Source organism: Amycolatopsis sp. NPDC004378 (assembly GCF_053602455.1).
In genome coordinates this window covers 1-25,723 of record NZ_JBSGDR010000014.1, presented here as the reverse complement: position 1 = coordinate 25,723, position 25,723 = coordinate 1, and the positions used below count along the sequence as shown (strand labels likewise).

Annotated in this window: 35 protein-coding genes and 1 pseudogene; 32 read left to right on the top strand and 4 right to left on the bottom strand. The window is 70.1% G+C overall.

Features of this window, described 5'->3' with window-relative positions:
• Position 1 precedes the first annotated feature (1 nt).
• From rplP to truA, 28 genes are all read left to right on the top strand, one after another.
• On the top strand, positions 2–421 hold the full coding sequence (rplP, locus tag ACWEN0_RS32645; protein WP_004558864.1) for a 50S ribosomal protein L16: 420 nt from the start codon (positions 2–4) through the stop codon (positions 419–421).
• Positions 421–666, top strand: coding sequence for a 50S ribosomal protein L29 (gene rpmC, locus ACWEN0_RS32640; protein ID WP_086675500.1), 246 nt, complete (start codon positions 421–423; stop codon positions 664–666). The genes rplP and rpmC overlap by 1 nt, the downstream gene beginning before the upstream one ends.
• Complete coding sequence (gene rpsQ / locus ACWEN0_RS32635) at positions 663–941, top strand: 30S ribosomal protein S17 (protein WP_086675499.1); 279 nt, start codon at positions 663–665, stop codon at positions 939–941. Before rpmC ends, rpsQ begins: the two co-directional genes overlap by 4 nt.
• 77 nt (positions 942–1,018) lie before the next feature.
• Positions 1,019–1,387 (top strand): 50S ribosomal protein L14, encoded by a 369-nt coding sequence (rplN, locus tag ACWEN0_RS32630; RefSeq protein ID WP_004558867.1) that lies wholly within the window; start codon positions 1,019–1,021, stop codon positions 1,385–1,387.
• Positions 1,387–1,701, top strand: coding sequence for a 50S ribosomal protein L24 (gene rplX, locus ACWEN0_RS32625; RefSeq protein WP_086675498.1), 315 nt, complete (start codon positions 1,387–1,389; stop codon positions 1,699–1,701). The genes rplN and rplX overlap by 1 nt, the downstream gene beginning before the upstream one ends.
• On the top strand, positions 1,701–2,264 hold the full coding sequence (rplE, locus tag ACWEN0_RS32620) for a 50S ribosomal protein L5 (RefSeq protein WP_451982322.1): 564 nt from the start codon (positions 1,701–1,703) through the stop codon (positions 2,262–2,264). The genes rplX and rplE overlap by 1 nt, the downstream gene beginning before the upstream one ends.
• A gap of 4 nt (positions 2,265–2,268) precedes the next feature.
• Positions 2,269–2,454 carry a type Z 30S ribosomal protein S14 gene (locus tag ACWEN0_RS32615; RefSeq protein ID WP_004558870.1) on the top strand — a complete coding sequence of 62 codons (186 nt, stop codon included), beginning with the start codon at positions 2,269–2,271 and terminating at the stop codon, positions 2,452–2,454.
• An 87-nt stretch (positions 2,455–2,541) separates the two neighbouring features.
• Positions 2,542–2,940, top strand: a complete 399-nt coding sequence (rpsH, locus tag ACWEN0_RS32610) for a 30S ribosomal protein S8 (protein WP_004558871.1) — start codon at positions 2,542–2,544, stop codon at positions 2,938–2,940.
• 16 nt (positions 2,941–2,956) lie between these two features.
• The gene (gene rplF / locus ACWEN0_RS32605; RefSeq protein ID WP_451982319.1) at positions 2,957–3,496 is read left to right on the top strand and encodes a 50S ribosomal protein L6; all 540 of its coding nucleotides are present in this window, start codon (positions 2,957–2,959) and stop codon (positions 3,494–3,496) included.
• A 2-nt stretch (positions 3,497–3,498) separates the two neighbouring features.
• The gene (gene rplR, locus ACWEN0_RS32600) at positions 3,499–3,897 is read left to right on the top strand and encodes a 50S ribosomal protein L18 (protein ID WP_451982316.1); all 399 of its coding nucleotides are present in this window, start codon (positions 3,499–3,501) and stop codon (positions 3,895–3,897) included.
• 31 nt (positions 3,898–3,928) lie between these two features.
• Complete coding sequence (gene rpsE, locus ACWEN0_RS32595) at positions 3,929–4,573, top strand: 30S ribosomal protein S5 (RefSeq protein ID WP_004558874.1); 645 nt, start codon at positions 3,929–3,931, stop codon at positions 4,571–4,573.
• Position 4,574: 1 nt separating this feature from the next.
• A complete protein-coding gene (gene rpmD, locus ACWEN0_RS32590; RefSeq protein WP_004558875.1) occupies positions 4,575–4,760 on the top strand; it encodes a 50S ribosomal protein L30 in 186 nt (61 codons plus the stop codon).
• Complete coding sequence (gene rplO / locus ACWEN0_RS32585; RefSeq protein ID WP_364462193.1) at positions 4,757–5,203, top strand: 50S ribosomal protein L15; 447 nt, start codon at positions 4,757–4,759, stop codon at positions 5,201–5,203. The genes rpmD and rplO overlap by 4 nt, the downstream gene beginning before the upstream one ends.
• Positions 5,204–5,304: 101 nt before the next feature.
• Complete coding sequence (locus tag ACWEN0_RS32580; RefSeq protein ID WP_451982313.1) at positions 5,305–5,904, top strand: hypothetical protein; 600 nt, start codon at positions 5,305–5,307, stop codon at positions 5,902–5,904.
• 48 nt (positions 5,905–5,952) lie between these two features.
• The gene (locus ACWEN0_RS32575) at positions 5,953–7,074 is read left to right on the top strand and encodes a hypothetical protein (RefSeq protein ID WP_451982310.1); all 1,122 of its coding nucleotides are present in this window, start codon (positions 5,953–5,955) and stop codon (positions 7,072–7,074) included.
• Between the two features lie 44 nt (positions 7,075–7,118).
• Positions 7,119–7,742 (top strand): LysE family translocator, encoded by a 624-nt coding sequence (locus ACWEN0_RS32570; RefSeq protein ID WP_451982307.1) that lies wholly within the window; start codon positions 7,119–7,121, stop codon positions 7,740–7,742.
• Between the two features lie 266 nt (positions 7,743–8,008).
• Positions 8,009–9,316 carry a preprotein translocase subunit SecY gene (gene secY, locus ACWEN0_RS32565; protein ID WP_451982304.1) on the top strand — a complete coding sequence of 436 codons (1,308 nt, stop codon included), beginning with the start codon at positions 8,009–8,011 and terminating at the stop codon, positions 9,314–9,316.
• Positions 9,313–9,867: an adenylate kinase gene (locus ACWEN0_RS32560; protein WP_451982301.1), complete on the top strand. Its 555-nt coding sequence runs from the start codon at positions 9,313–9,315 to the stop codon at positions 9,865–9,867. The genes secY and ACWEN0_RS32560 overlap by 4 nt, the downstream gene beginning before the upstream one ends.
• A gap of 44 nt (positions 9,868–9,911) precedes the next feature.
• Positions 9,912–10,688, top strand: coding sequence for a type I methionyl aminopeptidase (map, locus tag ACWEN0_RS32555; protein WP_451982924.1), 777 nt, complete (start codon positions 9,912–9,914; stop codon positions 10,686–10,688).
• Positions 10,689–11,013: 325 nt separating this feature from the next.
• Positions 11,014–11,235, top strand: coding sequence for a translation initiation factor IF-1 (gene infA, locus ACWEN0_RS32550; RefSeq protein ID WP_004558881.1), 222 nt, complete (start codon positions 11,014–11,016; stop codon positions 11,233–11,235).
• 34 nt (positions 11,236–11,269) lie between these two features.
• Positions 11,270–11,383 (top strand): 50S ribosomal protein L36, encoded by a 114-nt coding sequence (rpmJ, locus tag ACWEN0_RS32545; protein ID WP_004558882.1) that lies wholly within the window; start codon positions 11,270–11,272, stop codon positions 11,381–11,383.
• Between the two features lie 211 nt (positions 11,384–11,594).
• Entirely contained in the window at positions 11,595–11,975 is a 381-nt protein-coding gene (gene rpsM / locus ACWEN0_RS32540) for a 30S ribosomal protein S13 (RefSeq protein ID WP_072474750.1), read from the top strand.
• Entirely contained in the window at positions 11,972–12,157 is a 186-nt protein-coding gene (locus tag ACWEN0_RS32535) for a hypothetical protein (RefSeq protein WP_451982298.1), read from the top strand. The genes rpsM and ACWEN0_RS32535 overlap by 4 nt, the downstream gene beginning before the upstream one ends.
• 18 nt (positions 12,158–12,175) lie before the next feature.
• Positions 12,176–12,583 carry a 30S ribosomal protein S11 gene (rpsK, locus tag ACWEN0_RS32530; RefSeq protein WP_004558885.1) on the top strand — a complete coding sequence of 136 codons (408 nt, stop codon included), beginning with the start codon at positions 12,176–12,178 and terminating at the stop codon, positions 12,581–12,583.
• Between the two features lie 23 nt (positions 12,584–12,606).
• The gene (rpsD, locus tag ACWEN0_RS32525; RefSeq protein WP_451982295.1) at positions 12,607–13,212 is read left to right on the top strand and encodes a 30S ribosomal protein S4; all 606 of its coding nucleotides are present in this window, start codon (positions 12,607–12,609) and stop codon (positions 13,210–13,212) included.
• Positions 13,213–13,317: 105 nt separating this feature from the next.
• The gene (locus tag ACWEN0_RS32520) at positions 13,318–14,388 is read left to right on the top strand and encodes a DNA-directed RNA polymerase subunit alpha (RefSeq protein WP_004558887.1); all 1,071 of its coding nucleotides are present in this window, start codon (positions 13,318–13,320) and stop codon (positions 14,386–14,388) included.
• A gap of 41 nt (positions 14,389–14,429) precedes the next feature.
• Positions 14,430–14,975 (top strand): 50S ribosomal protein L17, encoded by a 546-nt coding sequence (rplQ, locus tag ACWEN0_RS32515; protein ID WP_451982292.1) that lies wholly within the window; start codon positions 14,430–14,432, stop codon positions 14,973–14,975.
• A gap of 73 nt (positions 14,976–15,048) precedes the next feature.
• A complete protein-coding gene (truA, locus tag ACWEN0_RS32510; RefSeq protein WP_451982289.1) occupies positions 15,049–15,870 on the top strand; it encodes a tRNA pseudouridine(38-40) synthase TruA in 822 nt (273 codons plus the stop codon).
• A 31-nt stretch (positions 15,871–15,901) separates the two neighbouring features.
• Here the strand turns inward: truA and ACWEN0_RS32505 are convergent, their stop codons facing one another.
• Positions 15,902–16,621 carry a hypothetical protein gene (locus ACWEN0_RS32505; protein ID WP_451982286.1) on the bottom strand — a complete coding sequence of 240 codons (720 nt, stop codon included), beginning with the start codon at positions 16,619–16,621 and terminating at the stop codon, positions 15,902–15,904.
• Complete coding sequence (gene eccE, locus ACWEN0_RS32500) at positions 16,618–17,853, bottom strand: type VII secretion protein EccE (RefSeq protein WP_451982283.1); 1,236 nt, start codon at positions 17,851–17,853, stop codon at positions 16,618–16,620. The genes ACWEN0_RS32505 and eccE overlap by 4 nt, the downstream gene beginning before the upstream one ends.
• 619 nt (positions 17,854–18,472) lie before the next feature.
• On the opposite strand from eccE, the gene eccB reads away from it, so the two are divergent.
• From eccB to ACWEN0_RS32485, 3 genes are read left to right on the top strand one after another with little or no spacing between them, the layout of a single operon-like run.
• Positions 18,473–20,116, top strand: coding sequence for a type VII secretion protein EccB (eccB, locus tag ACWEN0_RS32495; RefSeq protein ID WP_451982280.1), 1,644 nt, complete (start codon positions 18,473–18,475; stop codon positions 20,114–20,116).
• Positions 20,117–20,164: 48 nt separating this feature from the next.
• The gene (locus ACWEN0_RS32490; RefSeq protein ID WP_451982278.1) at positions 20,165–20,500 is read left to right on the top strand and encodes a hypothetical protein; all 336 of its coding nucleotides are present in this window, start codon (positions 20,165–20,167) and stop codon (positions 20,498–20,500) included.
• Positions 20,497–21,576 (top strand): WXG100 family type VII secretion target, encoded by a 1,080-nt coding sequence (locus ACWEN0_RS32485; protein WP_451982275.1) that lies wholly within the window; start codon positions 20,497–20,499, stop codon positions 21,574–21,576. Before ACWEN0_RS32490 ends, ACWEN0_RS32485 begins: the two co-directional genes overlap by 4 nt.
• A 13-nt stretch (positions 21,577–21,589) precedes the next feature.
• Here the strand turns inward: ACWEN0_RS32485 and ACWEN0_RS32480 are convergent, their stop codons facing one another.
• Together ACWEN0_RS32480 and eccD are read right to left on the bottom strand one after the other, a co-directional pair.
• Positions 21,590–23,215 carry a type VII secretion-associated serine protease mycosin gene (locus ACWEN0_RS32480; protein WP_451982272.1) on the bottom strand — a complete coding sequence of 542 codons (1,626 nt, stop codon included), beginning with the start codon at positions 23,213–23,215 and terminating at the stop codon, positions 21,590–21,592.
• A gap of 20 nt (positions 23,216–23,235) precedes the next feature.
• Positions 23,236–24,600, bottom strand: a complete 1,365-nt coding sequence (gene eccD / locus ACWEN0_RS32475) for a type VII secretion integral membrane protein EccD (RefSeq protein WP_451982269.1) — start codon at positions 24,598–24,600, stop codon at positions 23,236–23,238.
• 316 nt (positions 24,601–24,916) lie between these two features.
• On the opposite strand from eccD, the pseudogene ACWEN0_RS32470 reads away from it, so the two are divergent.
• Positions 24,917–25,723: pseudogene (locus tag ACWEN0_RS32470) on the top strand (type VII secretion protein EccC); the annotation flags it as partial.

The window sequence follows — 25,723 nt, the reverse complement described above, 5'->3', positions numbered from 1 at the left end:
CGTGCTCATCCCGCGCAGGGTCAAGCACCGGAAGCAGCACTCCCCGAAGCGCCACGGCGCCGCCAAGGGTGGCACGAAGGTCAGCTTCGGCGAGTACGGCATCCAGGCGCTTGAGCACAGCTACGTGACGAACCGGCAGATCGAGTCCGCTCGTATCGCCATGACCCGTCACATCAAGCGTGGCGGCAAGGTGTGGACGACCATCTACCCGGACCGCCCGCTGACCAAGAAGCCGGCCGAGACCCGCATGGGTTCCGGTAAGGGTTCGCCCGAGTGGTGGATCGCCAACGTGAAGCCGGGCCGCGTGATGTTCGAGATCTCGTTCCCGAACGAGGAGACCGCCCGCGAGGCGCTCCGTCGCGCGATCCACAAGCTGCCCATGAAGTGCCGCATCGTGACCCGTGAAGGTGGTGAGTTCTGATGGCGAACGCTGGTGCTCTGGCATCGGAGCTGCGTGAGCTCACCGCGGAAGAGCTCGTCCTGCGTCTGAAGGAGTACAAGGAGGAGCTCTTCAACCTCCGCTTCCAGATGGCGACCGGGCAGCTCGACAACAACCGCCGTCTGCGCACCGTCCGCACGGACATCGCGCGGATCTACACGGTCATGCGCGAGCGCGAACTCGGCCTGTCCGTTGCCCCCGACGCCGAGAGTGAAGGTGCCGCATGAGCGAGCCCACCACCGAGACGCCGGCCCGGAACGACCGCAAGGTCCGCGAGGGCTACGTCGTCTCGGACAAGATGAACAAGACGATCGTGGTCGAGCTCGAGGACCGCAAGAAGCACCCCCGTTACTCGAAGGTTCTCCGCAGCACCACCAAGGTGAAGGTGCACGACGAGAACAACGAGGCGGGCGTGGGCGACCGGGTCACCCTGATGGAGACCCGCCCGCTGTCGGCGACGAAGCGGTGGCGCCTGGTGCAGATCGTGGAGAAGGCCAAGTAAGCAGGGCTCTTTAAGAGTTCTTAGTTCCGCAAGGCTCGCTCGTCGGGCGAGAACCGGCGCGACATACAGGAGTTGACGTGATCCAGCAGGAGTCGCGGCTTCGGGTAGCCGACAACACGGGTGCGAAGGAAATCCTCTGCATCCGCGTTCTCGGTGGTTCCGGGCGGCGCTACGCCGGCATCGGCGACATCATCGTCGCCACCGTGAAGGACGCCATCCCGGCCGCCGGGGTGAAGAAGGGCGACGTCGTCAAGGCCGTCATCGTCCGCACGGTCAAGGAGCGTCGTCGTCCGGACGGTTCCTACATCCGGTTCGACGAGAACGCCGCCGTGCTCATCAAGAACGACAACGAGCCCCGGGGCACCCGCATCTTCGGCCCGGTGGGCCGCGAGCTGCGCGACCGAAAGTTCATGAAGATCATTTCGCTCGCGCCGGAGGTGCTGTGATGAAGGTGAAGAAGGGCGACACGGTCGTCGTCATCGCCGGCAAGGACAAGGGCGCCAAGGGCAAGGTCATCCAGGCTTACCCCGAGCGCGACCGCGTGCTGGTCGAGGGCGTGAACCGGATCAAGAAGCACACGCGGATCACCCAGACCCAGCGCGGCGCGCAGTCCGGTGGCATCGTCACGCAGGAGGCGCCCATCCACGTCTCGAACGTGATGGTCGTCGACTCGGACGGCAAGCCGTCCCGGGTGGGTTACCGCATCGGCGAGGACGGCAAGAAGGTCCGGATCTCGCGCCGGAACGGTAAGGACATCTGATGACCACCGCAGAGAAGGTCGCGCCGCGCCTCAAGGTGCGCTACCGCGACGAGATCAAGGGCCAGCTGCAGGCGGAGTTCTCCTTCGACAACGTCCACCAGATCCCGGGCGTGGTGAAGGTCGTCGTGAACATGGGTGTCGGTGACGCCGCCCGTGACAGCAAGCTGATCGAGGGCGCGGTCAAGGACCTCTCCCTGATCACCGGTCAGAAGCCCGAGGTCCGCAAGGCCCGCAAGTCGATCGCGCAGTTCAAGCTGCGCGAGGGCCAGCCGATCGGCGCGCGCGTCACGCTGCGCGGCGACCGGATGTGGGAGTTCCTCGACCGGCTGCTGACCATCGCGCTGCCGCGTATCCGCGACTTCCGCGGGCTTTCGCCGAAGCAGTTCGACGGCCACGGCAACTACACGTTCGGTCTCAACGAGCAGTCGATGTTCCACGAGATCGACCCCGACGCCATCGACCGCCCCCGCGGCATGGACGTCACCGTCGTCACGACCGCTACGAACGACGACGAGGGCCGGGCGCTGCTGCGCAAGCTCGGCTTCCCGTTCAAGGAGAACTGAGCCGATGGCCAAGAAAGCACTGGTCCACAAGGCCGCGAAGAAGCCGAAGTTCGCCGTGCGCGCCTACACCCGCTGCCAGCGGTGCGGCCGTCCGCACGCCGTGTTCCGCAAGTTCGGGCTCTGCCGGATCTGCCTTCGCGAGATGGCGCACGCGGGCGAGCTGCCCGGCGTCCGCAAGTCCAGCTGGTAAGAGCGTTTCTTTAAAACTCCACTTCGCCACAGGCCCCGCCCGCTCCGGCGGGCGGGGAACCAGGGCGAGAAAGGTTGACAGGTCACCATGACGATGACCGACCCCATCGCAGACTTCTTGACGCGTCTGCGTAACGCGAACTCGGCGTACCACGACGAGGTCAAGCTCCCGCACTCGAAGCTCAAGGCGAACATCGCCGAGATCCTCAAGCGCGAGGGCTACATCGCGGGCTACCACGACGAGCCGGGCGAGAAGCACAAGAACCTCGTCGTCGAGCTCAAGTACGGCCCCAACCGTGAGCGGAGCATCGCCGGCCTCCGGCGCGTCTCCAAGCCCGGTCTGCGGGTCTACGCCAAATCGACCGAACTGCCGTCCGTTCTCGGCGGCCTGGGCATCGCGATCATCTCGACGTCCGGTGGCCTACAGACCGACCGGCAGGCCAAGCGCAACAGCGTGGGCGGCGAAGTCCTCGCCTACGTCTGGTAAGGAAGGGGGCACAGACATGTCACGCATCGGAAAGCTGCCGGTCGCCGTCCCCTCCGGGGTCGAGGTGACCATCGACGGTCAGCTGATCAAGGTCAAGGGGCCCAAGGGCACCCTCGAGCACACCGTCGCCGAGCCGATCACCGTCGAGCGCGGTGACGACGGCGAGCTGCTGGTGAAGCGTCCCGACGACGAGCGCACCTCCAAGGCGCTCCACGGGCTCACCCGCACGCTGGTGAACAACCTCGTCGTCGGCGTCACCGCCGGCTACGAGAAGAAGATGGAAATCCACGGCGTGGGTTACCGCGTGCAGGCGAAGGGCTCGGACCTCGAGTTCGCCCTCGGCTACTCGCACCCGGTGAAGATCGAGGCCCCCGAGGGCATCACCTTCAAGGTGGAGACCCCGACCCGGTTCTCGGTCTCCGGCATCGACAAGCAGAAGGTCGGCCAGATCTCGGCCGTCATCCGCAAGCTGCGGCGCCCGGACCCGTACAAGGGCAAGGGCCTGCGGTACGAGGGTGAGAAGATCCGCCGCAAGGTCGGAAAGACGGGTAAGTGATCATGAGCGACACGACTACGAAGCGCAAGCCGGTCGGCAAGGACATCTCGACCCGCCGCCGCGTCGCGAAGGCCCGTCGGCACTTCCGCCTCCGCAAGAAGGTCTCGGGCACGGACCAGCGTCCGCGCCTGGTCGTCAAGCGGTCCTCGCGGCACATCGCCGTGCAGGTGATCGACGACCTCGCCGGCCACACGCTGGCGTCGGCGTCCACCCTCGAGGCGGACGTCCGCACGCTCGACGGCGACAAGAAGGCCAAGGCCGCCAAGGTCGGGGAACTCGTCGCCGCGCGTGCCAAGAACGCCGGGATCTCGGCCGTGGTGTTCGACCGTGGGGGCAACGCCTACCACGGCCGCATCGCCGCGCTGGCCGACGCCGCCCGTGAGGCGGGGTTGGAGTTCTGATGCACAAGCTCGTGAATGGAAGGAAAGCCTGATGCCGGGACGTACGCGGCAATTCGGCGGCGGCCAGGGCGGGCCGGGCGGTCAGGGCGGCAACGACCGCGGTGACCGTCGCGACCGCCGTGACCGGCGCGACAGCGGCCGTGGCGGGGCGGCCCAGGACAAGACCCCGCACCTCGAGAAGGTCGTGACGATCAACCGCGTCGCCAAGGTCGTCAAGGGTGGTCGTCGCTTCAGCTTCACCGCCCTGGTGGTCGTCGGCGACGGCGACGGTCAGGTCGGCGTCGGCTACGGCAAGGCCAAGGAAGTTCCCGCGGCCATCGCCAAGGGCGTCGAGGAAGCGAAGAAGAACTTCTTCCGCGTTCCCCGCGTCGGCGGCACCATCCCGCACCCGATCCAGGGTGAAGAGGCCGCCGGTGTGGTCCTGCTCCGCCCGGCGTCCGCCGGTACCGGCGTCATCGCCGGTGGCCCGGTGCGCGCGGTGCTGGAGTGCGCGGGCGTCCACGACGTGCTGTCGAAGTCGCTCGGCTCCGACAACGCGATCAACATCGTGCACGCGACCGTGGCGGCCCTGAAGGGCCTGCAGCGTCCCGAAGAGGTCGCGGCTCGCCGCGGTCTCCCGCTCGAGGACGTCGCTCCGGCCCGGATGCTGCGCCAGCGCGCGGGCCAGGGGGTCTGACATGGCTCAGCTCAAGGTCACCCAGGTCAAGAGCAAGATCGGCACGAAGCACGCTCACCGCGAGTCGCTGCGCACCCTCGGGCTGCGCAAGATCCGCCAGAGCGTCGTGCGTGAAGACACCCCCCAGGTGCGCGGCCTGATCCACACCGTCCGCCACCTGGTGGAGGTCGAGGAGGTCCAGGCATGACGGCCATCAAGATCCACCACCTGCGCCCGGCCCCGGGCGCCAAGACCGACAAGATCCGCGTCGGCCGTGGTGAGGGCTCGAAGGGCAAGACGGCCGGTCGCGGTACGAAGGGCACCAAGGCCCGGAAGAACGTGCCCGCCGGGTTCGAGGGTGGGCAGATGCCCATCCACATGCGGCTCCCGAAGCTGCGTGGCTTCAAGAACCGCTTCCGCACCGAGTACCAGCCGGTGAACGTGGGCGACATTGCCCGCGTCTTCCCGGACGGCGGCACCATCGGTGCCGACGAGCTGGTCAAGGGCGGGCTCGTCCGCAAGGGCAAGCTCGTCAAGGTGCTCGGCAACGGCGACGTGAACGGCGTCAAGCTGAACGTCACCGCCGACGCGTTCTCCGGCTCCGCCAAGGAGAAGCTCGAAGCGGCCGGTGGCTCCGCCACCACCAACTGAGCGTTTCGCTAGGCCGAAGGCCCGTCTGGTCCGCCAGGCGGGCCTTCGGCGTTTCCGGGGTGCGGTTGTCGTGGCCCCGGTCCGGCGGAAGGATCGGGGGAGTGGACGTCACCCCTCGTCGTGGCCCGGCCTTCCTGGCGCTCGTGGTGCTCGCGCTCGCCCTGACGGTCCTCGGCACGTTCCTGCCCCTCTACCGCACCGAACAGCCCTTGGGCGTGGAGAACGACGGGGTCGCGCGCTCGGTCGTCCGGGCCTGGCGGATCGACTTCGCGTTCCCGGGCTCGGGGGAGATCGCGTCGCCGTCGGCGCCGCTCGGGGCGCCGCTGCTGCTGGCGGGTGCGCTCTTCCTGGTGGCGCTGGTCCTGGGGATCCGCCAGGCGGTGACCGGCCACGCCGGCGCGGCCGCCCGGCGGGCCACGCTGGTGGCCGCGGCGTTCCTGGCGGGCACGGTCTGCACGATCGGGGTGCAGGGCGCCCGCAGTCTCGTCGACGACCACCTGCCCCGCACGCAGACGACGCTCCTGGCGGGCCTGTGGGTGCTCATCGCGGCGGTCGCGGTTGCGGCGGCGGCCGCGGTGCTCGCCCACCGCACGACGGCCGCTGGGCGCCCGGAGTGGGCCGATCCGGAAGCCGCGTTCGCGGACACGGCGACACCGCCGTCGGGCGTCTCGATCACGGTGCTGCCCCCGGCGGACGACTGACCGGACAGGTTCCTTGCCGCCGCGGTGATCCGGACGGAGGATCACAGGGTGGAGAGACCGTCACAGGAGCCATCCGAGCGGCCGCACCCGGCCGAGGCCGGGGAATCCCCGCTGAGCTTCCCGGTCGAGGCGCCGAAGGTCACGGGCGTCGAGCCGGGCACGGGAGCCCCGTTCCCGCCGGAGTCCTCGCAGGCGGCCGATCCGCCAAGCTTCCCGGCCGAAGCCTCACCGGACCCGCTGGCTTTCCCGGCTGATGCCGCGCCTTCGGCAAGCCCGCTTGCGTTCCCCGCCGACGCCACGCCCTCCGCAGGCCCGCTCGCCTTCCCCACGGACGCCACGCCCTCGGCAAGCTCGCTCGTCTTCCCCGCGGACGCCACGCCTGCCGCCCCCTCCTCGGACCCGCTGGCCGTTCCTCCGGAGCCTTCCGCGGGCCTGCCGGTCTTCCCCACAGGTGCCTCACCCGAGCCGCTGCCGTTCCCCGTCGCCGAGATCCCGGGCGCGCCACCGCAGCCCCAGGCCTCCGAAGACCCGGCAGAGCCGCACCAAGCGCAGATCCCGGTCGTCGAAGCGCGTCCCTCGGGGTTCCTCCGCCTGCTCCCGGCCGTCCTCACCGCCGTCGCCGCCCTGATGACCCTCGGCGGCACCTTCCTGCCGCTCTTCCGGCTCGAGCAGCACGTGAGCGTCCGGGACCGGTTCCTCGAGGCCCAGCTGACCGTCACCGAGACCGCCTGGGGCAGCCGCATCGAGATTCCCGGGCAGGAGACCACCGACCAGGCCGCCTCGCCCGTCGGGATCCCGCTGATCCTCGCCGTCCTCGTGCTGGCCGTCGCCGCGCTCATGGCCTTCTCGCGGCCCGAGAGCGGCCGTGCGCGGTGGCTGGTCGCCGGCGGGGCGCTCTTCACCACCGGGGTCGTCCTCACGGTCGGGATGAGCGGGCTCGGCTGGTCCGCGATGGCCGACGGCAACGACCTCGAGGTCGTCACGGACTCCGGGATGTGGCTGCTGATCGGGGCCCTCGTGCTGGTCGTCGCCGCGGCCGTCCTGGCCTGCCTGCCCACCTGGCGACGTCGGGGCGAGGACTGGGCCGACCCGAACCTGGCCTACGCCGACACCCCGACCCCGCCCAGCGGCGTCGCCATCACCGTGCTGCCGCCCGAGGACGACCGCTAAACCGCTCGCGCCCGCCGTTACCGTGGGAGGCGGAGGTGGTCGTCGTGTCGTGGCTGCTGGTCTTCTTCGGGGCTTCGGTGCTTATCGCGCTTACGCCAGGGGCGAACAACCTGCTCGGCCTCCACCACGGGATGACGCAGGGTGTTCGCCGCGGGCTCGCCGGGCTGGCCGGCCGGCTGACCGCGTTCACGCTGCTGATCGGGGCCGTCGCGGCCGGGCTCGGGCAGCTGCTGGCCGCGTCCGAGACCGCTCTGACGATCATCAAGTGGGCCGGCGCGGCCTACCTGCTGTTCCTCGGCGTCCGCCTGCTCTGGTCCACCATCCGGGGCAAAGCGGACACCCCCGCGCCGACCACCGAACCGGCGTCGGCCTGGCGGGTCGCGCGCAAGGAGTTCGGCGTCGCCATCACCAACCCGAAGGCGATCCTCATCTTCACCGCGTTCGTCCCGCAGTTCATCGACGCAGGTCACGGGTCCTTTCCGGCCCAGATCGCGCTGCTGGGCGCGGTCTACCTGCTGGCCGAATTCCTGGCCGGTTCGGTGTACGTCGGCGTCGGCGCCGCGGTGAAGTCGATCGAGCTCACCCGGCGTGCCCGGCGCAACGTCGACCGGGGCACCGGGGTGGTCCTCGTCGGCCTCGCCGGCGTGCTCGCGACGTCCAGCGCCTGAGCCCGAACCCGCGCTCTGTGTCAAGGATTACGGCCGAGACGGCGAAGTGGATCAACCCGCCGGAGCAACCTTGGTACGGAAAACGCACACGCACTGCGGACACGCCCCGTGAAGCTGTTAGAGTCGGCGACACGCTTCGGGACGAGTGTGCCCCGAAGCGTTCCTGGCTTGCCTGCCAGTAGTGCTGTGTGTTCCCGCCGGCCCCCGTGGCCGGCCAAGCCGATCGTCGGTTGAGGACGGCCGACGACGCCGAGGAGGTCCCCCGCGTGTTCAGCGCCTTCCGCTCGGCTCTCGCGACGCCGGATCTACGCAAGAAGATCCTGTTCACGCTAGCCATCGTCGCGGTCTACCGAATCGGTGCGACCATTCCGGCGCCCGGGATCTCGTACGGAGCCGTGCAGGCCTGTAGCTCCCAGGCGCAGCAGGAAGGCGTCTACCAGCTGCTGAACCTGTTCAGCGGCGGTGCGCTGCTGCAGCTGTCGCTCTTCTCGACCGGCATCATGCCGTACATCACGGCGAGCATCATCATCCAGCTGCTCACCGTGGTCATCCCGCGGTTCGAGGAGCTGAAGAAGGAAGGGCAGTCCGGCCAGGGCAAGCTGACCCAGTACACCCGGTACCTGACGGTCGCGCTCGCGATCCTGCAGGCCACCGGCGTGGTCGCGCTCGCGGACCGCAAGCAGCTCTTCCCGGACTGCGACCAGCCGATCATCCCGGACAACAGCGTCTACTCGCTGGCGATCATCGTCATCACCATGACCGCGGGCACCGCCGTCATGATGTGGCTGGGCGAGCTGATCACCGAGCGCGGCGTCGGCAACGGCATGTCCGTCCTGATCTTCCTGAACATCGCGGCGCGCATCCCGGTCGAGGGCGGGAACATCCTGTCCAACGGCGGTGGCATCGCGCTGACGATGATCTGCATCTTCGGGCTCGTGATCATCGCGAGCGTCATCTTCGTCGAGCAGGGGCAGCGCCGGATTCCGGTGCAGTACGCCAAGCGCATGATCGGCCGCCGGATGTACGGCGGCACGTCGACCTACCTGCCGATCAAGGTGAACCAGGCCGGCGTCATCCCGGTCATCTTCGCGTCGTCCCTGCTGTACCTGCCGGACCTGATCTCGCGCCTCGTCGGCGACCAGAACAGCAACTCCGGCTGGCAGGTCTTCATCAAGAACTACATCGTGAACCAGTCCAGCTGGGTGCACATCGCGCTGTACTTCGGCCTGATCATCTTCTTCACGTACTTCTACATCACGATCACGTTCAACGTGGACGAGCGTGCGGAAGAGATGAAGAAGTTCGGCGGGTTCATCCCGGGCATCCGCCCGGGCCGCCCGACCGCGGAGTACCTGAGCTACGTGCTCGGCCGGATCACCCTGCCGGGCTCGCTGTACCTGGGCATCATCGCGATCCTTCCGAACTTCTTCCTGTCGGTGACCGGGAGCGGGAACAACCAGAACTTCCCGTTCGGTGGCACGGCTGTGCTGATCATGGTCGGTGTCGGCCTCGACACCGTGAAGCAGATCGAAAGCCAGCTGATGCAGCGCAACTACGAAGGGTTCTTGAAGTGACACGCCTGGTTCTCGTCGGCCCGCCGGGTGCGGGCAAAGGTACGCAGGCTGAGGCCCTGTCCGAGCAGCTGCGCATCCCGCACATCTCGACGGGCGAGCTGTTCCGCGCCCACGTCGGCCAGGAGACCCCGCTGGGCCAGGAGGCCAAGCGCTACCTGGACTCCGGCGAGCTCGTGCCCGACTCGGTGACGAACGAAATGGTCCGCGAGCGCCTGGCGGAGCCGGACGCGAAGGCCGGCTTCCTGCTCGACGGCTTCCCCCGCAACACCAAGCAGGCCGAGGTGCTCGGCGAGATCCTCGGCGACTCCGACGTCTCGCTCGACGCCGTGATCCAGCTGCAGGTGCCGGAGGACGTCGTCGTCGGCCGGCTCATGTCGCGCGGCCGCGCGGACGACACCGAAGACGTCATCCGCCGCCGTCAGCAGATCTACGTGTCGGACACCGCGCCGCTGCTGGAGTACTACGCCGACATCCTCGTGAGCGTCGACGGCGTCGGCAGCGTGGACGAGGTCTCCGGCCGGGTGCTGAAAGCGCTGCGCGACCGCACGTGAATCTCGGAGGGTTGCGTGTTCTGCAAGTGCTCCGCCGCGGGCGCATGATCGAGGTCAAGACCCCGGACGAGCTGCAGGCGATGCGGGCCGCGGGGCTCGTCGTCGCCCGCACGCTCGCGGCCGTCCGCGCGGCCGCGAAGCCGGGGGTCAGCACCGCCGAGCTCGACGAGCTGGCCGAGCAGACGATCCGGGACGCCGGCGCGGTGCCGTCGTTCAAGGGTTACCACGGCTTCCCGGCGTCGATCTGCGCGTCGGTGAACGAGCAGATCGTCCACGGCATCCCGGCGAAGACGCAGGTGCTGGCCGACGGCGACATCATCTCGGTCGACTGCGGCGCGATCCTCGACGGCTGGCACGGCGACTCCGCCGTCACGCTGGCCATCGGCGCGGTGTCGGACGCCGACCTGGCGCTGTCCGCGGCGACCGAGGCGGCCATGTGGGCCGGCATCGAGGCCGTCCGCGCCGGCGGCCGGCTGACCGACATCTCCTACGCCGTCCAGTCGGCGGCCGAACGCGCGGGCCGCGACGACGGCGTCGAGTACGGGATGATCGTCGAGTACGGCGGCCACGGCATCGGCCGCCAGATGCACATGGACCCGTTCCTGCCGAACATCGGCAAGCCGGGCAAGGGCCCGCGGCTGAAGCCCGGCATGGCGCTGGCGATCGAGCCGATGCTGACCGGCGGCGGCGGCGAGACCCGCGAGCTGGACGACGGCTGGACGGTCGTCACGGCCGACGGCTCCCGCGCGGCCCACTGGGAGCACACGGTGGCCATCACCGAAGACGGTCCCTGGGTGCTCACCGCTGCGGAAGACGCCTGACATCTTTCGGGGGTCCGGGTGGCGGAGCCCCCGGCTCGGGGCGAAGCCCCGGATGGCGCTGACCTGCGCATTCACCCGTTCAGGCGCACTTGGTGTCCGCGGAACTGGGCAATCTCCTAGCACGGTTACCCCCAGTTTGGGGGTCGCGACACGGGTTGCGTACACTGTCAAGTCGGCGCACTTATCGCGCCCGGATCCTGCGCGCTCGTGAATTCACGGTCTTGGGAGCCGGGCACCAGTGTGCCACGCAACACCCAACCCAGCACTAGTGCTCGAGTTGATCAGGTGTGGCGGCCGACAGTGCAGACAAGGAAATGCGGAGGACATGGCGAAGAAAGACGGGGCCATCGAGGTCGAAGGCCGCGTAGTCGAGCCGCTCCCCAACGCGATGTTCCGCGTCGAGTTGGAGAACGGTCACAAGGTCCTGGCACACATCAGCGGCAAGATGCGGCAGCACTACATCCGCATCCTGCCCGAGGACAGGGTTGTCGTGGAGCTCTCGCCCTACGACCTCTCTCGTGGTCGCATCGTCTACCGCTACAAGTGATCACGAGCAGCTCAGAAGCAGGAGAGCAGAAGACGTGAAGGTCCAGCCGAGCGTCAAGAAGATCTGCGACAAGTGCAAGGTGATCCGCCGTCACGGCCGGATCATGGTGATCTGCGAGAACCTGCGGCACAAGCAGCGGCAGGGCTGATCCGATCGCCAGGCACTCGACCAGAGTGGATTGACGGCTACACAACCTCCCCGCACCTGCCGGGCCACGCGAGTGGGCCGGTTCACCCCCGGACTTCAGGCCGGGGCTGGGACACCCGAGGCGCAAGCCGAGGGCACGACAGGCGAGTCGGTCCCGGAACCGGACGGGGAGCAGACCTGAAGACGAATTCAATGAAGGAGCATCAGCGCCAATGGCACGACTCGCTGGCGTAGACCTTCCCCGCGAGAAGCGGGTGGAGATCGCGCTTACGTACATCTACGGCATCGGCCGTACCCGGTCGAAGCAGCTCATCAAGGCTGCCGAGATCAACGCGGACACCCGCGTCAAAGACCTCAGCGATGACGACCTCGCCAAGCTGCGTACGTACATCGAAGAGAACTTCAAGGTCGAGGGTGACCTTCGCCGCGAGGTGAACGCCGACATCCGTCGGAAGATCGAGATCGGGTGCTACGAGGGTCTTCGCTGGCGCCGCGGACTTCCCGTCCGTGGTCAGCGCACCAAGACGAACGCCCGCACCCGCAAGGGTCCGAAGAAGACGGTCGCCGGCAAGAAGAAGGCTGGCAAGAAGTGAGCGTCCAGGGCAAGAAGGTCGTGCAGATGGGCGGCGTCCAGCGCCGCGGCTCGGCTTGCGTTTCGCCCAAGGCGCTCTACGCCCGCCCGATGGCGCTGCGGAACCTGTACACCGACGCCGGTTCGATCATCCGGCGCGGCCAGGCCGAAGCAGCCGCCGCTCACCAAGAAGACGCGCGCTAACAGGAGATCCCTCAGAACATGCCACCGAAGTCTCGCACTGCGGCCGGGGCCAAGAAGGTCCGCCGCAAGGAAAAGAAGAATGTCGCGCACGGTCACGCGCACATCAAGAGCACCTTCAACAACACCATCGTCTCGATCACGGACCCGACCGGTGCCGTGATCGCGTGGGCGTCGAGTGGTCACGTGGGCTTCAAGGGCTCCCGTAAGTCCACCCCGTTCGCCGCGCAGATGGCCGCCGAGAACGCTGCCCGCAAGGCCGCCGAGCACGGCATGAAGAAGGTCGACGTCTTCGTGAAGGGCCCGGGTTCGGGCCGCGAGACGGCGATCCGCTCGCTGCAGGCGGCCGGCCTCGAGGTCGGCACCATCCAGGACGTGACCCCGCAGCCTCACAACGGCTGCCGCCCGCCCAAGCGGCGCCGGGTCTGAGGAACGGGGAGGAGTAAGAAGAAATGGCTCGTTACACCGGCCCCGCGACGCGTATTTCGCGTCGCCTCAAGGTTGACCTCATCGGCGGCGACCAGGCTTTCGAGCGTCGCCCCTACCCGCCGGGCCAGCACGGCCGCGGGCGCATCAAGGAGTCCGAGTACCTCCTGCAGTCGCAGGAGAAGCAGAAGGCTCGCTACACCTACGGCGTTCTCGAGCGTCAGTTCGTCCGGTACTACAAGGAAGCCGTCCGGCGTCCGGGCAAGACCGGTGAGAACCTGCTGCAGATCCTCGAGTCGCGGCTGGACAACGTGATCTACCGCGCCGGCATCGCCCGCACCCGCCGTCAGGCGCGTCAGCTGGTGAGCCACGGCCACTTCCTGGTCAACGGCGTCAAGGTCAACGTCCCGTCGTTCCAGGTCACCAAGTGGGACATCATCGACGTGCGGCCGAAGTCCATGGGCATGCTGCCGTTCGTGGCGGCGAAGGAGTCCTTCGGCGACCGCCCGATCCCGGCGTGGCTGCAGGTCGTCCAGTCCAACCTCCGCGTGCTGGTCCACCAGCTCCCGGAGCGCGCGCAGATCGACGTTCCGGTTCAGGAACAGCTGATCGTCGAGCTCTACTCGAAGTAGTCCGGCACCGTCGGACGCAGGGCGGCGGCGCCCACAGTGCGCCGCCGCCGCGCCATCCCTTCGACGTCATATGGCGGGCGTCGTCTGGAAAGGAACTAGGAAGAAATGCTGATTTCCCAGCGGCCGGCTCTCGGCGAAGAGACGGTCAACGAGACCCGCTCCCGGTTCACCATCGAACCGCTGGAGCCCGGCTTCGGCTACACGCTCGGCAACTCGCTGCGTCGTACGCTGCTGTCGTCCATCCCGGGCGCGGCCGTGACGAGCATCCGCATCGACGGCGTGCTGCACGAGTTCACCACCGTTCCCGGGGTGAAGGAAGACGTCACCGACATCATCCTGAACCTCAAGGAGCTCGTGGTGTCCTCGGAAGAGGACGAGCCGGTCACCATGTACCTGCGCAAGCAGGGCCCCGGTGAGGTCACGGCGGCCGACATCGTGCCCCCGGCCGGCGTCACCGTGCACAACCCGGACCTCCACATCGCGTCGCTGAACGGCAAGGGCAAGCTCGAGATCGAGCTCGTCGTCGAGCGCGGCCGCGGTTACGTTCCGGCGCTGCAGAACAAGCAGGCGGGTGCCGAGATCGGCCGGATCCCGGTCGACTCGATCTACTCGCCGGTGCTGAAGGTGACGTACAAGGTCGAGGCGACTCGTGTCGAGCAGCGCACCGACTTCGACAAGCTGATCCTGGACGTCGAGACCAAGCCGTCGATCACGCCGCGCGACGCGGTCGCGTCGGCCGGCAAGACGCTGGTGGAGCTGTTCGGTCTCGCCCGCGAGCTGAACGTCGACGCCGAGGGCATCGAGATCGGCCCGTCGCCGCAGGAGGCGGACACCATCGCCGCCTACGCGATGCCGATCGAGGACCTGGACCTCACCGTCCGGTCGTACAACTGCCTGAAGCGCGAGGGCATCCACACGGTGGGCGAGCTCGTCTCGCGCAGCGAGGCGGACCTGCTCGACATCCGCAACTTCGGCGCCAAGTCGATCGACGAGGTCAAGCTCAAGCTCGTCGGCCTCGGCCTCGCGCTGAAGGACAGCCCGCCCGGGTTCGACCCGACCGCGGCGGCCGCCAGCTACGACGGTGAAGGCTGGTCGGAGGGTGTCGGTGGCATCGCCGACGGGATTTCGGACGGCCACGACGATGGCCAGGACTACGCAGAGACCGAGCAGCTCTGAGGCCCTGTGCCTGGACGCTGTGAGCTGAACTAGGAGAACCAATGCCCACCCCTACCAAGGGAGCCCGGCTCGGCGGGTCGTCCGCGCACGAGCGGCTGATCCTGGCCAACTTGGCCACGCAGCTGTTCGAGCACGGCAAGATCACCACCACCGAGGCGAAGGCCAAGCGGGTCCGTCCGCTGGCCGAGAAGCTGATCACGAAGGCGAAGCGGGGCGACCTGCACAACCGTCGTCAGGTGCAGAAGGTCGTCCGTGACAAGGACGTCGTGCACAAGCTGTTCGCCGAGATCGGGCCGCACTTCGCGGAGCGTGCCGGTGGCTACACCCGCATCACCAAGACGATGCCGCGCAAGGGCGACAACTCGCCGATGGCCGTCATCGAGCTGGTGGCCGAGAAGACGGTGACTTCGGAGGCCGAGCGCGCTCGGAAGACGAAGTTCGCCAAGGACGAGCCGAAGGCCGCTGCCCCGGCTGCCGAGGAGACCACCGAGGCGCCCGCCGCCGAGGAGGCCAAGGCCGAGGAGACCACCGAGGTTTCGGAGGCTCCGGCTGCCGAGGAGACCGACGCGGACGCCAAGAAGGACTGACGTCCTGAAGGCCGATTCGACACCGGACGAGCCCGCCACTCCCGCTGGGGAGGGCGGGCTCGTTCGTCTGCGCTTGGACGTTTCCTACGACGGCACGGACTTCTCGGGCTGGGCCCGGCAGCCTGGTCGCCGCACGGTCCAGGGGCTCCTGGAGGAGGCCCTGCAGAAGCAGCCGCCGGGCGCGTCGGTGCCGAAGTCCGTGGTCGTGGCGGGCCGCACGGACGCCGGGGTGCACGCGACGGGCCAGGTGGTGCACGTGGACGTCGTGCCCGGGGGTGCCGGGCGCGTCCCGATGTCCGCCGAGGGCATCCCGGACCTGACCCGCATGACGGGCCGCTGGAACCGGCTCCTGCCGGGCGACGTCCGGGTGCTGGGTGCCCGGGTGGCCCCGCCGGGGTTCGACGCCCGGTTCTCGGCCGTCCGCCGGCACTACCGCTACCGGGTGTCCGACGCGCCGTGGGGCGTGGACCCGTTGCGCCGGCACGACACCCTGGCCTGGAACCGTCCACTGTCGACGGACGCGATGAACGCCGCCGCCGCGGACCTGCTGGGCCTGCACGACTTCGCGGCGTACTGCAAGCAGCGCGAGACAGGTACGACGATCCGCGAGCTGCAGCGCCTGGAATGGACGCGGGTGGACGAGCACCTGCTGGAGGTCCGGGTCTCGGCGGACGCGTTCTGCCACTCGATGGTCCGCAGCCTGGTGGGCGTCCTGCTCATGGTGGGCGACGGCCGCCGCGCGCCCGGCTGGCCGGAGCAGCTCCTGGCGAGCGGCGTCCGCGACAGCGCGGTCGCCCCGGCGCACGGCCTGACCCTCACCGCGGTCGACTACCCGCCGGACGCGGACCTCGCCGCCCGCGCCGAACAAACCCGCAACATCCGCACGCCCTCGTGAGGGGTTTCCCGCTCACGAGGGCGGCGCGAGATCAGTCGCCGCGGCGGACCGGGCCCAGGAGCTGCTGCTCCTTGCCCGTCGTCACCAGGCGCAGCGGCCGCCACAGGTTGCGGCCCAGGGCCACCACCTGGTCGTCCTTCAACGTCGTCAGCTGCCGCATCATCTGCGGCGGGAGCCGCCAGATGCGCGCCGCCAGTTCGGCCTGACCGGCCGGAAGGCGCTGCATCAGCACCAGGTCCGCCGCGTTGGCCGTCGCGCCCGCCTGCGGGTGCAGGTACGGCAGCACGTAGATCGTCGTCTGCCACGGCGAGCGGGGCGGGAACAGGTCCTGCGGGGTCGGGCCGCCGTCGGTGACCACCAGCAGCGGCGCGTCCTCCGACGGCCGCGGGAGCTCGACCGGGGACAGCCGGCGGATCTGCACCAGCGGCGACGGGCGGCCGTCACGGCTGCCGGCCGCCTGCGAGAGCACCTGCCACGCCGCCGGGCGGCCCGTCGCCACCACGACCCACGCGCCGACCGCCATCGCGCGCATCGCCACCTGACGGGCCAGGTACAGCCCGCCCACCAGCACGATGCGTGTCGGCGTCGAGCGCAGCGCCGAGATCGTCAGCGGCTCGCCCTTCAGGCCCGAGCCGAGGACGATGCCGCCGCGGTCGCCCGAGGGGCTGATCGCGTCGAGCATCGCGGGGTCGACCGTGAACTCCGGCGCCACACCGGTGTTCTGCCCGGCGTCACGGACGCGGGAACTCATGCTGTACCTCCGATCGGCAGCGTGGCGGCGAACGCGGAGACCTGCAGCCCGCGCAGCGGCGTCAGGTCGACGCCCAGCCGCTCGGACAGGCCCTGCAGCCGCTGGTCGGCGGCGTCGAGCTCACGCGGGTTGCGCGCGCTCAGCCGGACCACGCCGCGCAGCCCGATCTTGCCTTCGTCGGACGCCGGGGAGATCGACATCGCGACCGTCGCCGACAGCGCGCGGACGCTCGTCAGCGCGTTCAGGCTGCCGCTGATCTTGCCCTTCGGCCAGCCCGTGATCGCGTAGCTCGCGTGCCCGATGCCGGCCGCGGTCACGCCGGACCAGCGCTCCTGCAGCGTCACCCGGTCCGCCGAGCCGGCGACCGAAGTCAGCTCCGCCGCGGAGATGCCGGCCCGCAGCAGCTCGTCCGGGTCGAGCGGCCGGGTCGGCACGCCCTGGGACTCCAGCGCGTTGCGCACGCGGGACAGCGCGCCGATCAGGGCGCGGTGGGCGCCGACGACGCCGCCGCCGCGTTCCCGGATGGCCGCCGGGCAGCGCTTCGGGTCGAGCCGGATCGCCACCCACGTCGTCCGCCGCGCCGCCGCGGGCAGCGGGCCGAGCACCTCCATGTAGGAGCTCAGTGCGGGCGAGTCCGACGGCAGCGCCGCGCTGCCGGGGTAGCAGTGCGAGATCAGCTGGATGGAGTCGAGGACGACACCGCGGTCTTCGAGGCAGGGCGCCAGCGCCGACAGCGGAAGGCTCGGCGCGTCACCGGCCTGGGTGATCATCGCCGGCGTCGGCTCGACGAGCAGCACGGCCGTCCAGGTGCCGTCGTTCCAGGCGAGGCCGACCTGCTGGCGTTCGTGGTCGACGCCGTGCGCCACGACGAGGTCGGGCACGGCCACGCGGAGCAGGTTGACGCGGGCGTCGTCCGCGCCGGTCACCGTGGTCTCTTCGGCGGTCATCGCCTCGACCGTGCTCGGCGGCAGCGGGTTCGCCACCCGGTCGTGCGACCGGAACGAATAGCGGAGGGTCAGCCCGATCCACTGGGTGAACCAGCGGCCACGCCAGCGGAGCAGCGCGACGATGAGCGCGAAGCCGACCACGCCGACGCCGACCCACTTGAGCGACATGTCGATGGCGAGGAGAACGAGCCCGATCGCGAGGCCGACCTCGAGCACGACGAGGTTCGCCACGGGCAGCGGCCCGAGGTTGACGCCGGAAGACCGGCGCCGGGCCGGTGGTGCCATCCGCACCGCGCCGGGCGGGGGAGTGGAGGGGCCGCTGTCGTCCGGTCCTTGGGGGCCACCGCCACCGGGTCCGCCGGGGCCACCGCCACCGGGACCACCAGGTCCGCCACCGCCAGGGCCACCTGGGCCACCAGGCCCACCAGGCCCACCGGGGCCACCCGGGCCGCCGGGACCGCCTCCACCAGGACCGCCACCGCCGGGGCCACCAGGACCGCCGGGGCGTCCGCCGGGCCCACCTGGGCCGCCCGGACCGGGGCCGCCCGGACCGCGCGGCGGCATGCCCGGACCGCCGGGGCCACCAGGTCCACCACCGGGTCCGCCGGGAGCGCCACCGGGTCCACCGGGCACTCCGCCGGGGCCGCCGGGACCACCGGGTCTCCCCGGCCGCGGCGGCGGGCCCGGCGGGCGACCGGGTGGCGGCGGCCCGGGCGGGCCAGGCGGACGTGGAGGCGTGGTGACGGACATCCGCGCGTTCTCTTCCCCTCGTGCTTGCGTACCCCGGAAGCCGGGTCCCGGGGTGTCCGACCCTAGCCGGAGTTGGTAGAAACCCCACACCAGACGGTCCCCGTACGGCTATCCTGCGGAACCGTACCGCGACGGGGAGAGCTGTAGGTCGAGAATGCCATCAACACCCACGACTAAGTCTCAGGTTCAGGCGTATCAATTCGTCCTACGGCGGATGCAGTCGGCGCTGGTCCGGCGCGACGCCGTGATGTTGCACGACCCCATGCGCACCCACACGAGGGCCACGATCGTGGGGGTCGTGCTCGGTGCCCTCGGCATGATCGTCTTCGTCGTCTGGGGGCTGCTCAGCCCGGCGCCGTCGGTGCCGGAGGCCGGCAACATCGTGATCGGCGAGCAGTCCGGCACGGTCTACGTGGTGATGGGGAACCCGAAGACCCTCGTGCCGACGTTCAACCTCGCGTCGGCGCGGCTTCTCCTGCTGGCGCAGTCGAAGCAGTCGAGCGGCGGGAACAACGGCGGTGCGACTGCGGCGCCCGCCCCGTCCTCGGCGGCGAGCCCGGCGAGTGTGAAGAACCCCACGGTCGTGTCCGACGACCAGCTGAAGGACATCCCGCGCGGGAAGCTCACCGGCATCCCGGACGGGCCGCAGCTGATCCCGACCGACGCGCAGCGGATCTCACCGAACTGGGCCGTGTGCGACCAGGTCCTGCTCGACCCGACCCAGCCGAACCCGGACATCGGCAAGACCGAGACGTCCGTCTTCGGCGGTGTCGCCCCGAACGCCCTCGGCACCGAGCTGGGTGAGAAGGAAGCGCTGCTGGCGGCGGCCGACAACGGCAAGACCTACCTCGTCTACCGCCTGCCGAGCACGCAGAACCGCCCGAACGCCAACACCGTCCGCGCCGAGATCGACACCAGCGACTCGCACAACGCGGTCTCCACCGCCCTGCAGCTGCTGAACCAGAAGCCGCGCAAGATCTCGCAGGGCCTGCTGAACGCGATCCCCGAGGTCCCGCGCCTGACCCCGCCGGTGATCCCGGACGGCCCGGCGCCGGCCGACTTCGGCGGGCTGTCCGCGGGCGACGTCTTCTCCACGCAGCCCACGGGCGAACAGCCGCAGTACTGGGCGATCACCACCAGCGGCATCCAGCAGGTGTCGCAGGCGGTCGCCGACGTCGTGCGCGTCGCGAAGCACGGCAGCGCGAGCAGGCTGCAGACGCTCGGCCTCGACAAGCTGTCCGGCGTCACCGTGCTGCGGTCCGGCGACCCCGGCTACATCCAGGTCGACGACTTCCCGCGGTCGGTCCCGACGGTGCTCGACGCCACCAAGAACTCGGCGGTCGCCTGCCTCGGCTGGTCGGTGGTCGGCGACGGTGCCAACCGCGACGGCCACACGTCCGTCTACATCGACACCCAGCTGCCGGGCCAGAACAGCCACGGCCCCAAGTTCGCCACCACCAAGGTGACCACGCCGGGCCCGAACCGCGTGCCCATCAACGGTTTCTACCTGCAGCCGGGCTTCGGCGCGGTGGTGCAGTCCGCCACCGGCAAGGACAGCTTCGGCAAGGGCGCGATCCAGCTGATCTCCGACCGCGGCATCCGCTACAGCGTCCCGGACGCGACGACCGCGGACGCGATCGGGCTGGGCAACCGGCAGCCCGCACCCGAGTCGATCATCGGCCTGCTGCCGACCGGCGCGTCGCTGAACACGCAGGACGTGCTCAAGCAGTTCGACTCGGTGCCGATCGACCCCAACGCCGGCTCGTTCCCGACGCAGACCCAGCAAGCGGGCGGCTGAGCGGAACCGCGGGTCCGCGGCGGGCGTCACACGCTCGAAGGTCTTTTCGTGAGCGGAGGTGCCGTGGCCGGCTTGAGGATGGACGGCGCCGTCGTCGCCGAGTACGCCAAGACGGCCGAGGCGGCCGCTGACGACTTGGACGCGGCGGCCGTGGAGGTCGGGGGCGAAGGCGTCTCCGAAGAGTCGTACGGCGCGCTGGGGGCCCAAATCGGGCTCGGTGCGTCGTACGGGCGGGCGTCCGGGGCGTTGCGGCGCCAGCTGACCGACGGCGCCGAAGCCCTGCGCTCGGCCGCCGAGGCGCTGCGGCAGGTGACGGTCCGCCACAGCGGTCAGGACGCGGACGCCGCGGAGCTGATCAAGCGGGCCGGGAGGCTCGACGGATGATGACCGAAGAAGGCTCCACGGAGTCCATCGCGCACCCGCTGGCGCGCCAGGCCGCGCCGGTCGCCGTGGCCGTCCCGCAGGGCGAGGACATCACCGCGGCGGCCGAGCCGCACCTGGGTTACCTCACCGACGTCTCGCGGCAGCTGGGGCTGGTCGATCCGGTCGAGACGTACTTCCGGCCGCTGCTGGGCCGCTGGGCCGACCTCGGCGCCGAAGCCGGGCGGCTGCGCCAGGCCGCGTCGACCGCCGCCGACGTTTCGGCGCGCCTCGACGACCACCTGGGCCGTCTCGACGCCGGCTGGGAAGGCCGCGACGCGGACTCGTTCGTGGCCTACATCAGGGAAATCGGCTCGGCGGGCGGCGACCTCCAGGAGGCGCTGAACACCCTGGCGGCCGCGCTCGACGACATGGTGGAGACCCTGCGCCACGTGGTCGTGGACCTCGTCGAGGTCCTGGTCGACACGGCGGAACTGGTGTCGGAAACGATGCTGCTGCCCAACGGCGGCACCCGGCGTGCACGGGCCCAGCTGGAGGAGACGCAGGAGTCGGCGAAGAGCCTGTACGAGACAGCGCGCGACGTCATGGAGGCGTTCGACCGGCTCTGCGACGGCGTCGACGACCCGGACGGCAAGTCCAGGACCATCGAGATCCGGCACCGCTACCCGCAGGAGCGGTTCAAGCTGCACGACGGCGCGTTGAACGACGAGGGCGCAGCCGCTCCGGGGACATCGCCGTCTTCGGCGGACCAGTCGACGACACCGTCCGCGGCGAGCGGCGACCCAGCGGAGCCGAAGCACACGGGGGCGGTCACCCCGGACGCGGCGCAACCGGCCGACGCACCCCCGGACACGACGGCGAACCACAACACGTCGGGCGGCGTCCCGATGATGCCGATGATGGGCTTCGGCGCCTTCGGCGGAGGCGGCGGCGGGGGACGGCGCCAGCCGAAGTCCCGCCAGACGATCAACCCGTCCGAACTGCTGGGCGAGCCCGGTTTGGTGGCGCCCCCGGTCATCGGCGAGGACGAGAACCCGAAGCCGCAGCCGAAGAAGCCCCCGGCGCCACCCGCGAAGTGACGCCGGGCCCGCGTCAGCGGCGGGTGGTGGGCCCGGTGTCGGCGGTCCGGTTGCGGCGGATCGTGTGCATCACGAACAGCGTGATCAGCAGCGCCACCACGCCGCCGCCGGTGCCGGCCAGCGCCACGATCACGGGGGTCGAGCTGCGGTCGTTCGACGGCGGGAGCTGGGCCATCTGCGGCGCCGGGATCGGCGCCTGGTTCCCCAGCTCCGACGGCAGGCTCTGGGTCAGCGCGGCCACTGGGTCGATGACCCCGTAGCCGACGAAGTTGTCCCGCCCGCCCGGCGCCGCCGGGTGCTGGGCCGTCTCCTTGATCCGGTTGATGACGCCCTTCGCGTCCAGCTTCTGGTACTTCGCCCGGACCAACGCCGCGAGCCCCGCGACGTAGGGCGCAGCGAAGCTCGTGCCCTGGATTTCGCTGGCCTTGTCGCCGCTTTCGAAGGTCAGGTTCGCGAGGCCGTCCGAACCCTCGGCCGGGTCGAGCGACGTGATCTTCGTGCCCGGCGCGGCGACGCCGACCCACGGGCCGTGCACGCTGAACGGCGCCACGCTGCCGGACTCGTCGATCGCGCCTACGGAGAGCACGTCGTCCGCGAACCACGGCGGCGTCACGATCGTCTTCGGCTTGCGCGCGTCCGGCTGGTCGTTCTGCGGGCAGCTGTCGGTCGCGTTGCCCGCGGCGGCGACGATCACGATGTTCCGCTCGGCTGCGTAGTGGACGGCCGCCTGGACCTGCTGCTCGCCGGCGGTGATCGACCCGTCGGCGGTCCGGCAGTTGTCCACGGACATGTTGATGATGCTGGCTTCCTGCCGGTCGGCGATGCCGCGGATGATCTCGGCGAGCGTCTTCAGCGTGCCCGCGGTTCCGGCCTTCTCCAGCTGACGGCCGCCGTTGGTCTGCCCGGGCGAGGTCTGGTCACCCTCACCGCTGCCGCCACCGCCGGAGCTCGGCGGCAGCGACGTCTCGGAACCGGGCGGTGTGCCCGTGCTCGACGACGGCGGCGAGCCGCCGGTGCTGCTGGCCGGCGGGCTGGACGTCTGGGTGTCGGGCTCGTAGTTCTCGCTCAGCTGGCGGTAGGACACGATCGTCGCGTCCGGGGCCATGCCGATGAAGCCGACCTCCGGGTTGTCCGGCTTGGCCGCGATGATCCCGGCCACCTCGGTGCCGTGGCCGTCGCAGTCCTCGAGCCCGTCCGGCTGACCCTTCGACGGCTTCGCCACGTACTCGCCACCGGACTTGACCCGGCCCTGGAACCACGGGTGCTGGGTCACGCCGGTGTCGATCACGGCGACCTTGACGTCTTTGCCGATGCCGCCGGTGGCTGCCTTGACGATCTCCTGCGCCTTCGAGACCTGCAGGTAGTCCTGCCCCCACGGCCGGTTCTTGAGCACGATGTTCTGCCCGAGGGTGCTGCGCTGCACGCACGCCTTCGACGGCTTGTAGGCCTTGTCCGGCTTCCGCTCGTCCGGGATCAGCTTGGTCGTGTCGACCGGGGGCGGCGTCGCGAAGTAGCCGTCGGTGGACGTCTGCGCCCAGCCCGGCAGGGCCGCTCCCAGCGGGGCCAGCACGCCGATCGTGCCGGCCAGCAGGGCCGTCGTGGTTCGCCGGGTTGCGCCGAAACGGCGTCCTACTGCCATCCGAGAGTCACCCGATCCGGTCACTTGAAGTTCAGGTGCCGCAGGGTGGTGTAGAGGTCCATCACACCCAGGGCCAGCGGGAGCACGGAGGCGATGCTGATCGCCTCGATGATCTCCACGGTGCGCCGCAGCGGCGGCGAGAACCGCTGGTTCGGGAAGATCACGCCGACCACCAGCGCGCCCGCGGCCAGCAGGATCAGCACCCCGAAGACGTAGAGCAGGCGGTTCTGCGCGCTCGCCGTGAGCAGCCAGCCGATGCCGATGCCGGTCGCGGCGACCAGGCCCGTGGTGAGCAGGGCGATCGCCTGGCTGCCGTTGGCGTACGCGCGGGCGCGCAGGAGCAGCACGAGCGTCGCGACGACGCCGAGGATGATCCCGAACGCGCCGGGCGCGGTGGCGGCGATGATCGCGGACACCGCGACCGTGACACCGCAGCCGACCATCAGGCCGGTCATGTAGTTGTGCGCGACGGCCGTGCGGCGCTCGATCGCCCGGTAGTCCGGGAAACCGGAGTCTTCCTTGAGTTCCTCGGCGCTGCCCGGGACGTGCGGCAGCGGCAGCTTCGCGAGCCAGATCGTGGCGCGTGGCAGGATCGAGATGCAGGCGAGGGCGACGGCGACCGTGCCGGCCGCGATACCGGCCGCGGGGTGCGCGACGAGCGTGCCGAACAGGAAGGCCAGCGCGCCGAAGACGCCGACGGTCGCGGCCGCGATGAACGTCGTGATGCCCGCGCCGATGACCATGATGCAGACGGACGCGACGATGAGCACGAGGACCGCGCCGAGCAGCAGGTTCGCCCGCATCGACAGCCCGGGCACGATGTAGAAGCCGCTGACGAACGCCAGCGGCAGGCCGCCGGCCGCGGCGATCAGCACCCCGGTCGCCTCGGCGTTGTACGCCTTGGCGAGCGTCGCGCCGACCGCGACGCACGCGATCGCGCCGATGCCGCCGGCGATGGCCGCGCCGATCGCGCTGCCGCCGTAGAGCGAGCCGCTCATGAACAGCGCGAACGCGGCGGCGACCAGCGCCAGCCCGCCCGCGACGTGCCCGAAGCGGTTCGCCGTTTCCTTGGTCCAGGGCCGGAAGCTGTCGGGGGAGGACTCGGCGATCGCGTCGACGACGTCGTCGTACAGCGGCGGCGGCGGGTTCTCGTTGCGCTTGCGCAGCTGGAGCAGCTCACCGTCGACCACGCCGAGCGAGGCGAGCGTCCGGCTCGGGTCGAGCGGGGCGTCCCCGAGCTTCGCCAGCGCCCAGCCACCGTGGCGGGCCCCGCCGTCGGGCGACGACTCCTTGGCCATGTCCAGCAGCATCGGCAGCAGATCGGCCACCGCGACATCGGCGGGCAGGGCCACGTCGATCCGCGTAGAGGGCGCGACGACCGTCACCCTGCTGAAAACTGTCGTGCCCGTAGCCACTGCACTGCCCCCGCTCGGTCGAGACTGCTCCCGGGGGAACTTATACCGAACCCGGGTGCCGACATCATCGAACGTCCGAAATTCACCGGCAACGGCAGGTCGGCGGAGGTCCAGCGGGCGAAGGGCGCCACTACTGTCGGTGCCGGGCCCTACACTCGGCGGACGAGGGTGGGGCAGCGTTCACGAGGGGTTCCGGCATCCGGCGGAATTCTCCCGATACGTTCGATAGGTTGTTCGCGCACCAAGCGGTGGCCGCCATCGTCGAGTTTGAATGAGGGGTCCTTCGATGAGCACGCTGCAGTTCAAGAAGTCGCCGCGGCTGGCGGCACCGCGTCCGCCGGGCGGTGAGGTGCACCTCGAGCCGCCGCCCGAGGTGCCCCGCGTCATCCCCGGCAACATCGTCATGAAGGCGCTTCCGGTCGTCATGATCGTCGCGTCGCTCGGGATGATGGTCTTCATGTTCCAGGCCTCCAACCGGAACCCGATGATGATGGCCATGGGCGGCATGATGGTCGTCGGGACGCTCGGGATGATGGCCGGCGGTGGGGGCAAGGGCGGCGGTGCCAAGCGCGCCGAGATGGACGAGGACCGCAAGGACTACCTCCGTTACCTGGGCCAGATGCGTGACCGCGCCCGTGAGGCGATGGTCGACCAGCGCGCCGCCCTGGAATGGGTGCACCCGGATCCGCAGTCGCTGTGGTCACTGGCCGCGAGCCGCCGGATGTGGGAGCGGCGGACGAACGACCAGGACTTCCTGCACCTGCGCGTCGGGCGCAGCTCGCACCGCCTCGCGACGCGGCTGGTCCCGCCGCAGACCGGGCCGGTCGACGAGCTGGAGCCGATCGCCACCCTCGCGCTGCGCCGGTTCGTGCGCGCGCACTCGATCGTGCCGGACCTGCCGACCCAGATCACCCTCCGCGGGTTCGCCGCGGTGAGCATGCAGGGCGACCGCGCCCTCACCCGCGGCCTGACGCGCGCGATGCTCGCGCAGCTGGTCACCTTCCACAGTCCCGACGACGTGCTGATCGCGGTCGCCACCGCGGGCCGCGCGAAGGAGGAGTGGGAGTGGGCGAAGTGGCTGCCGCACGTCCAG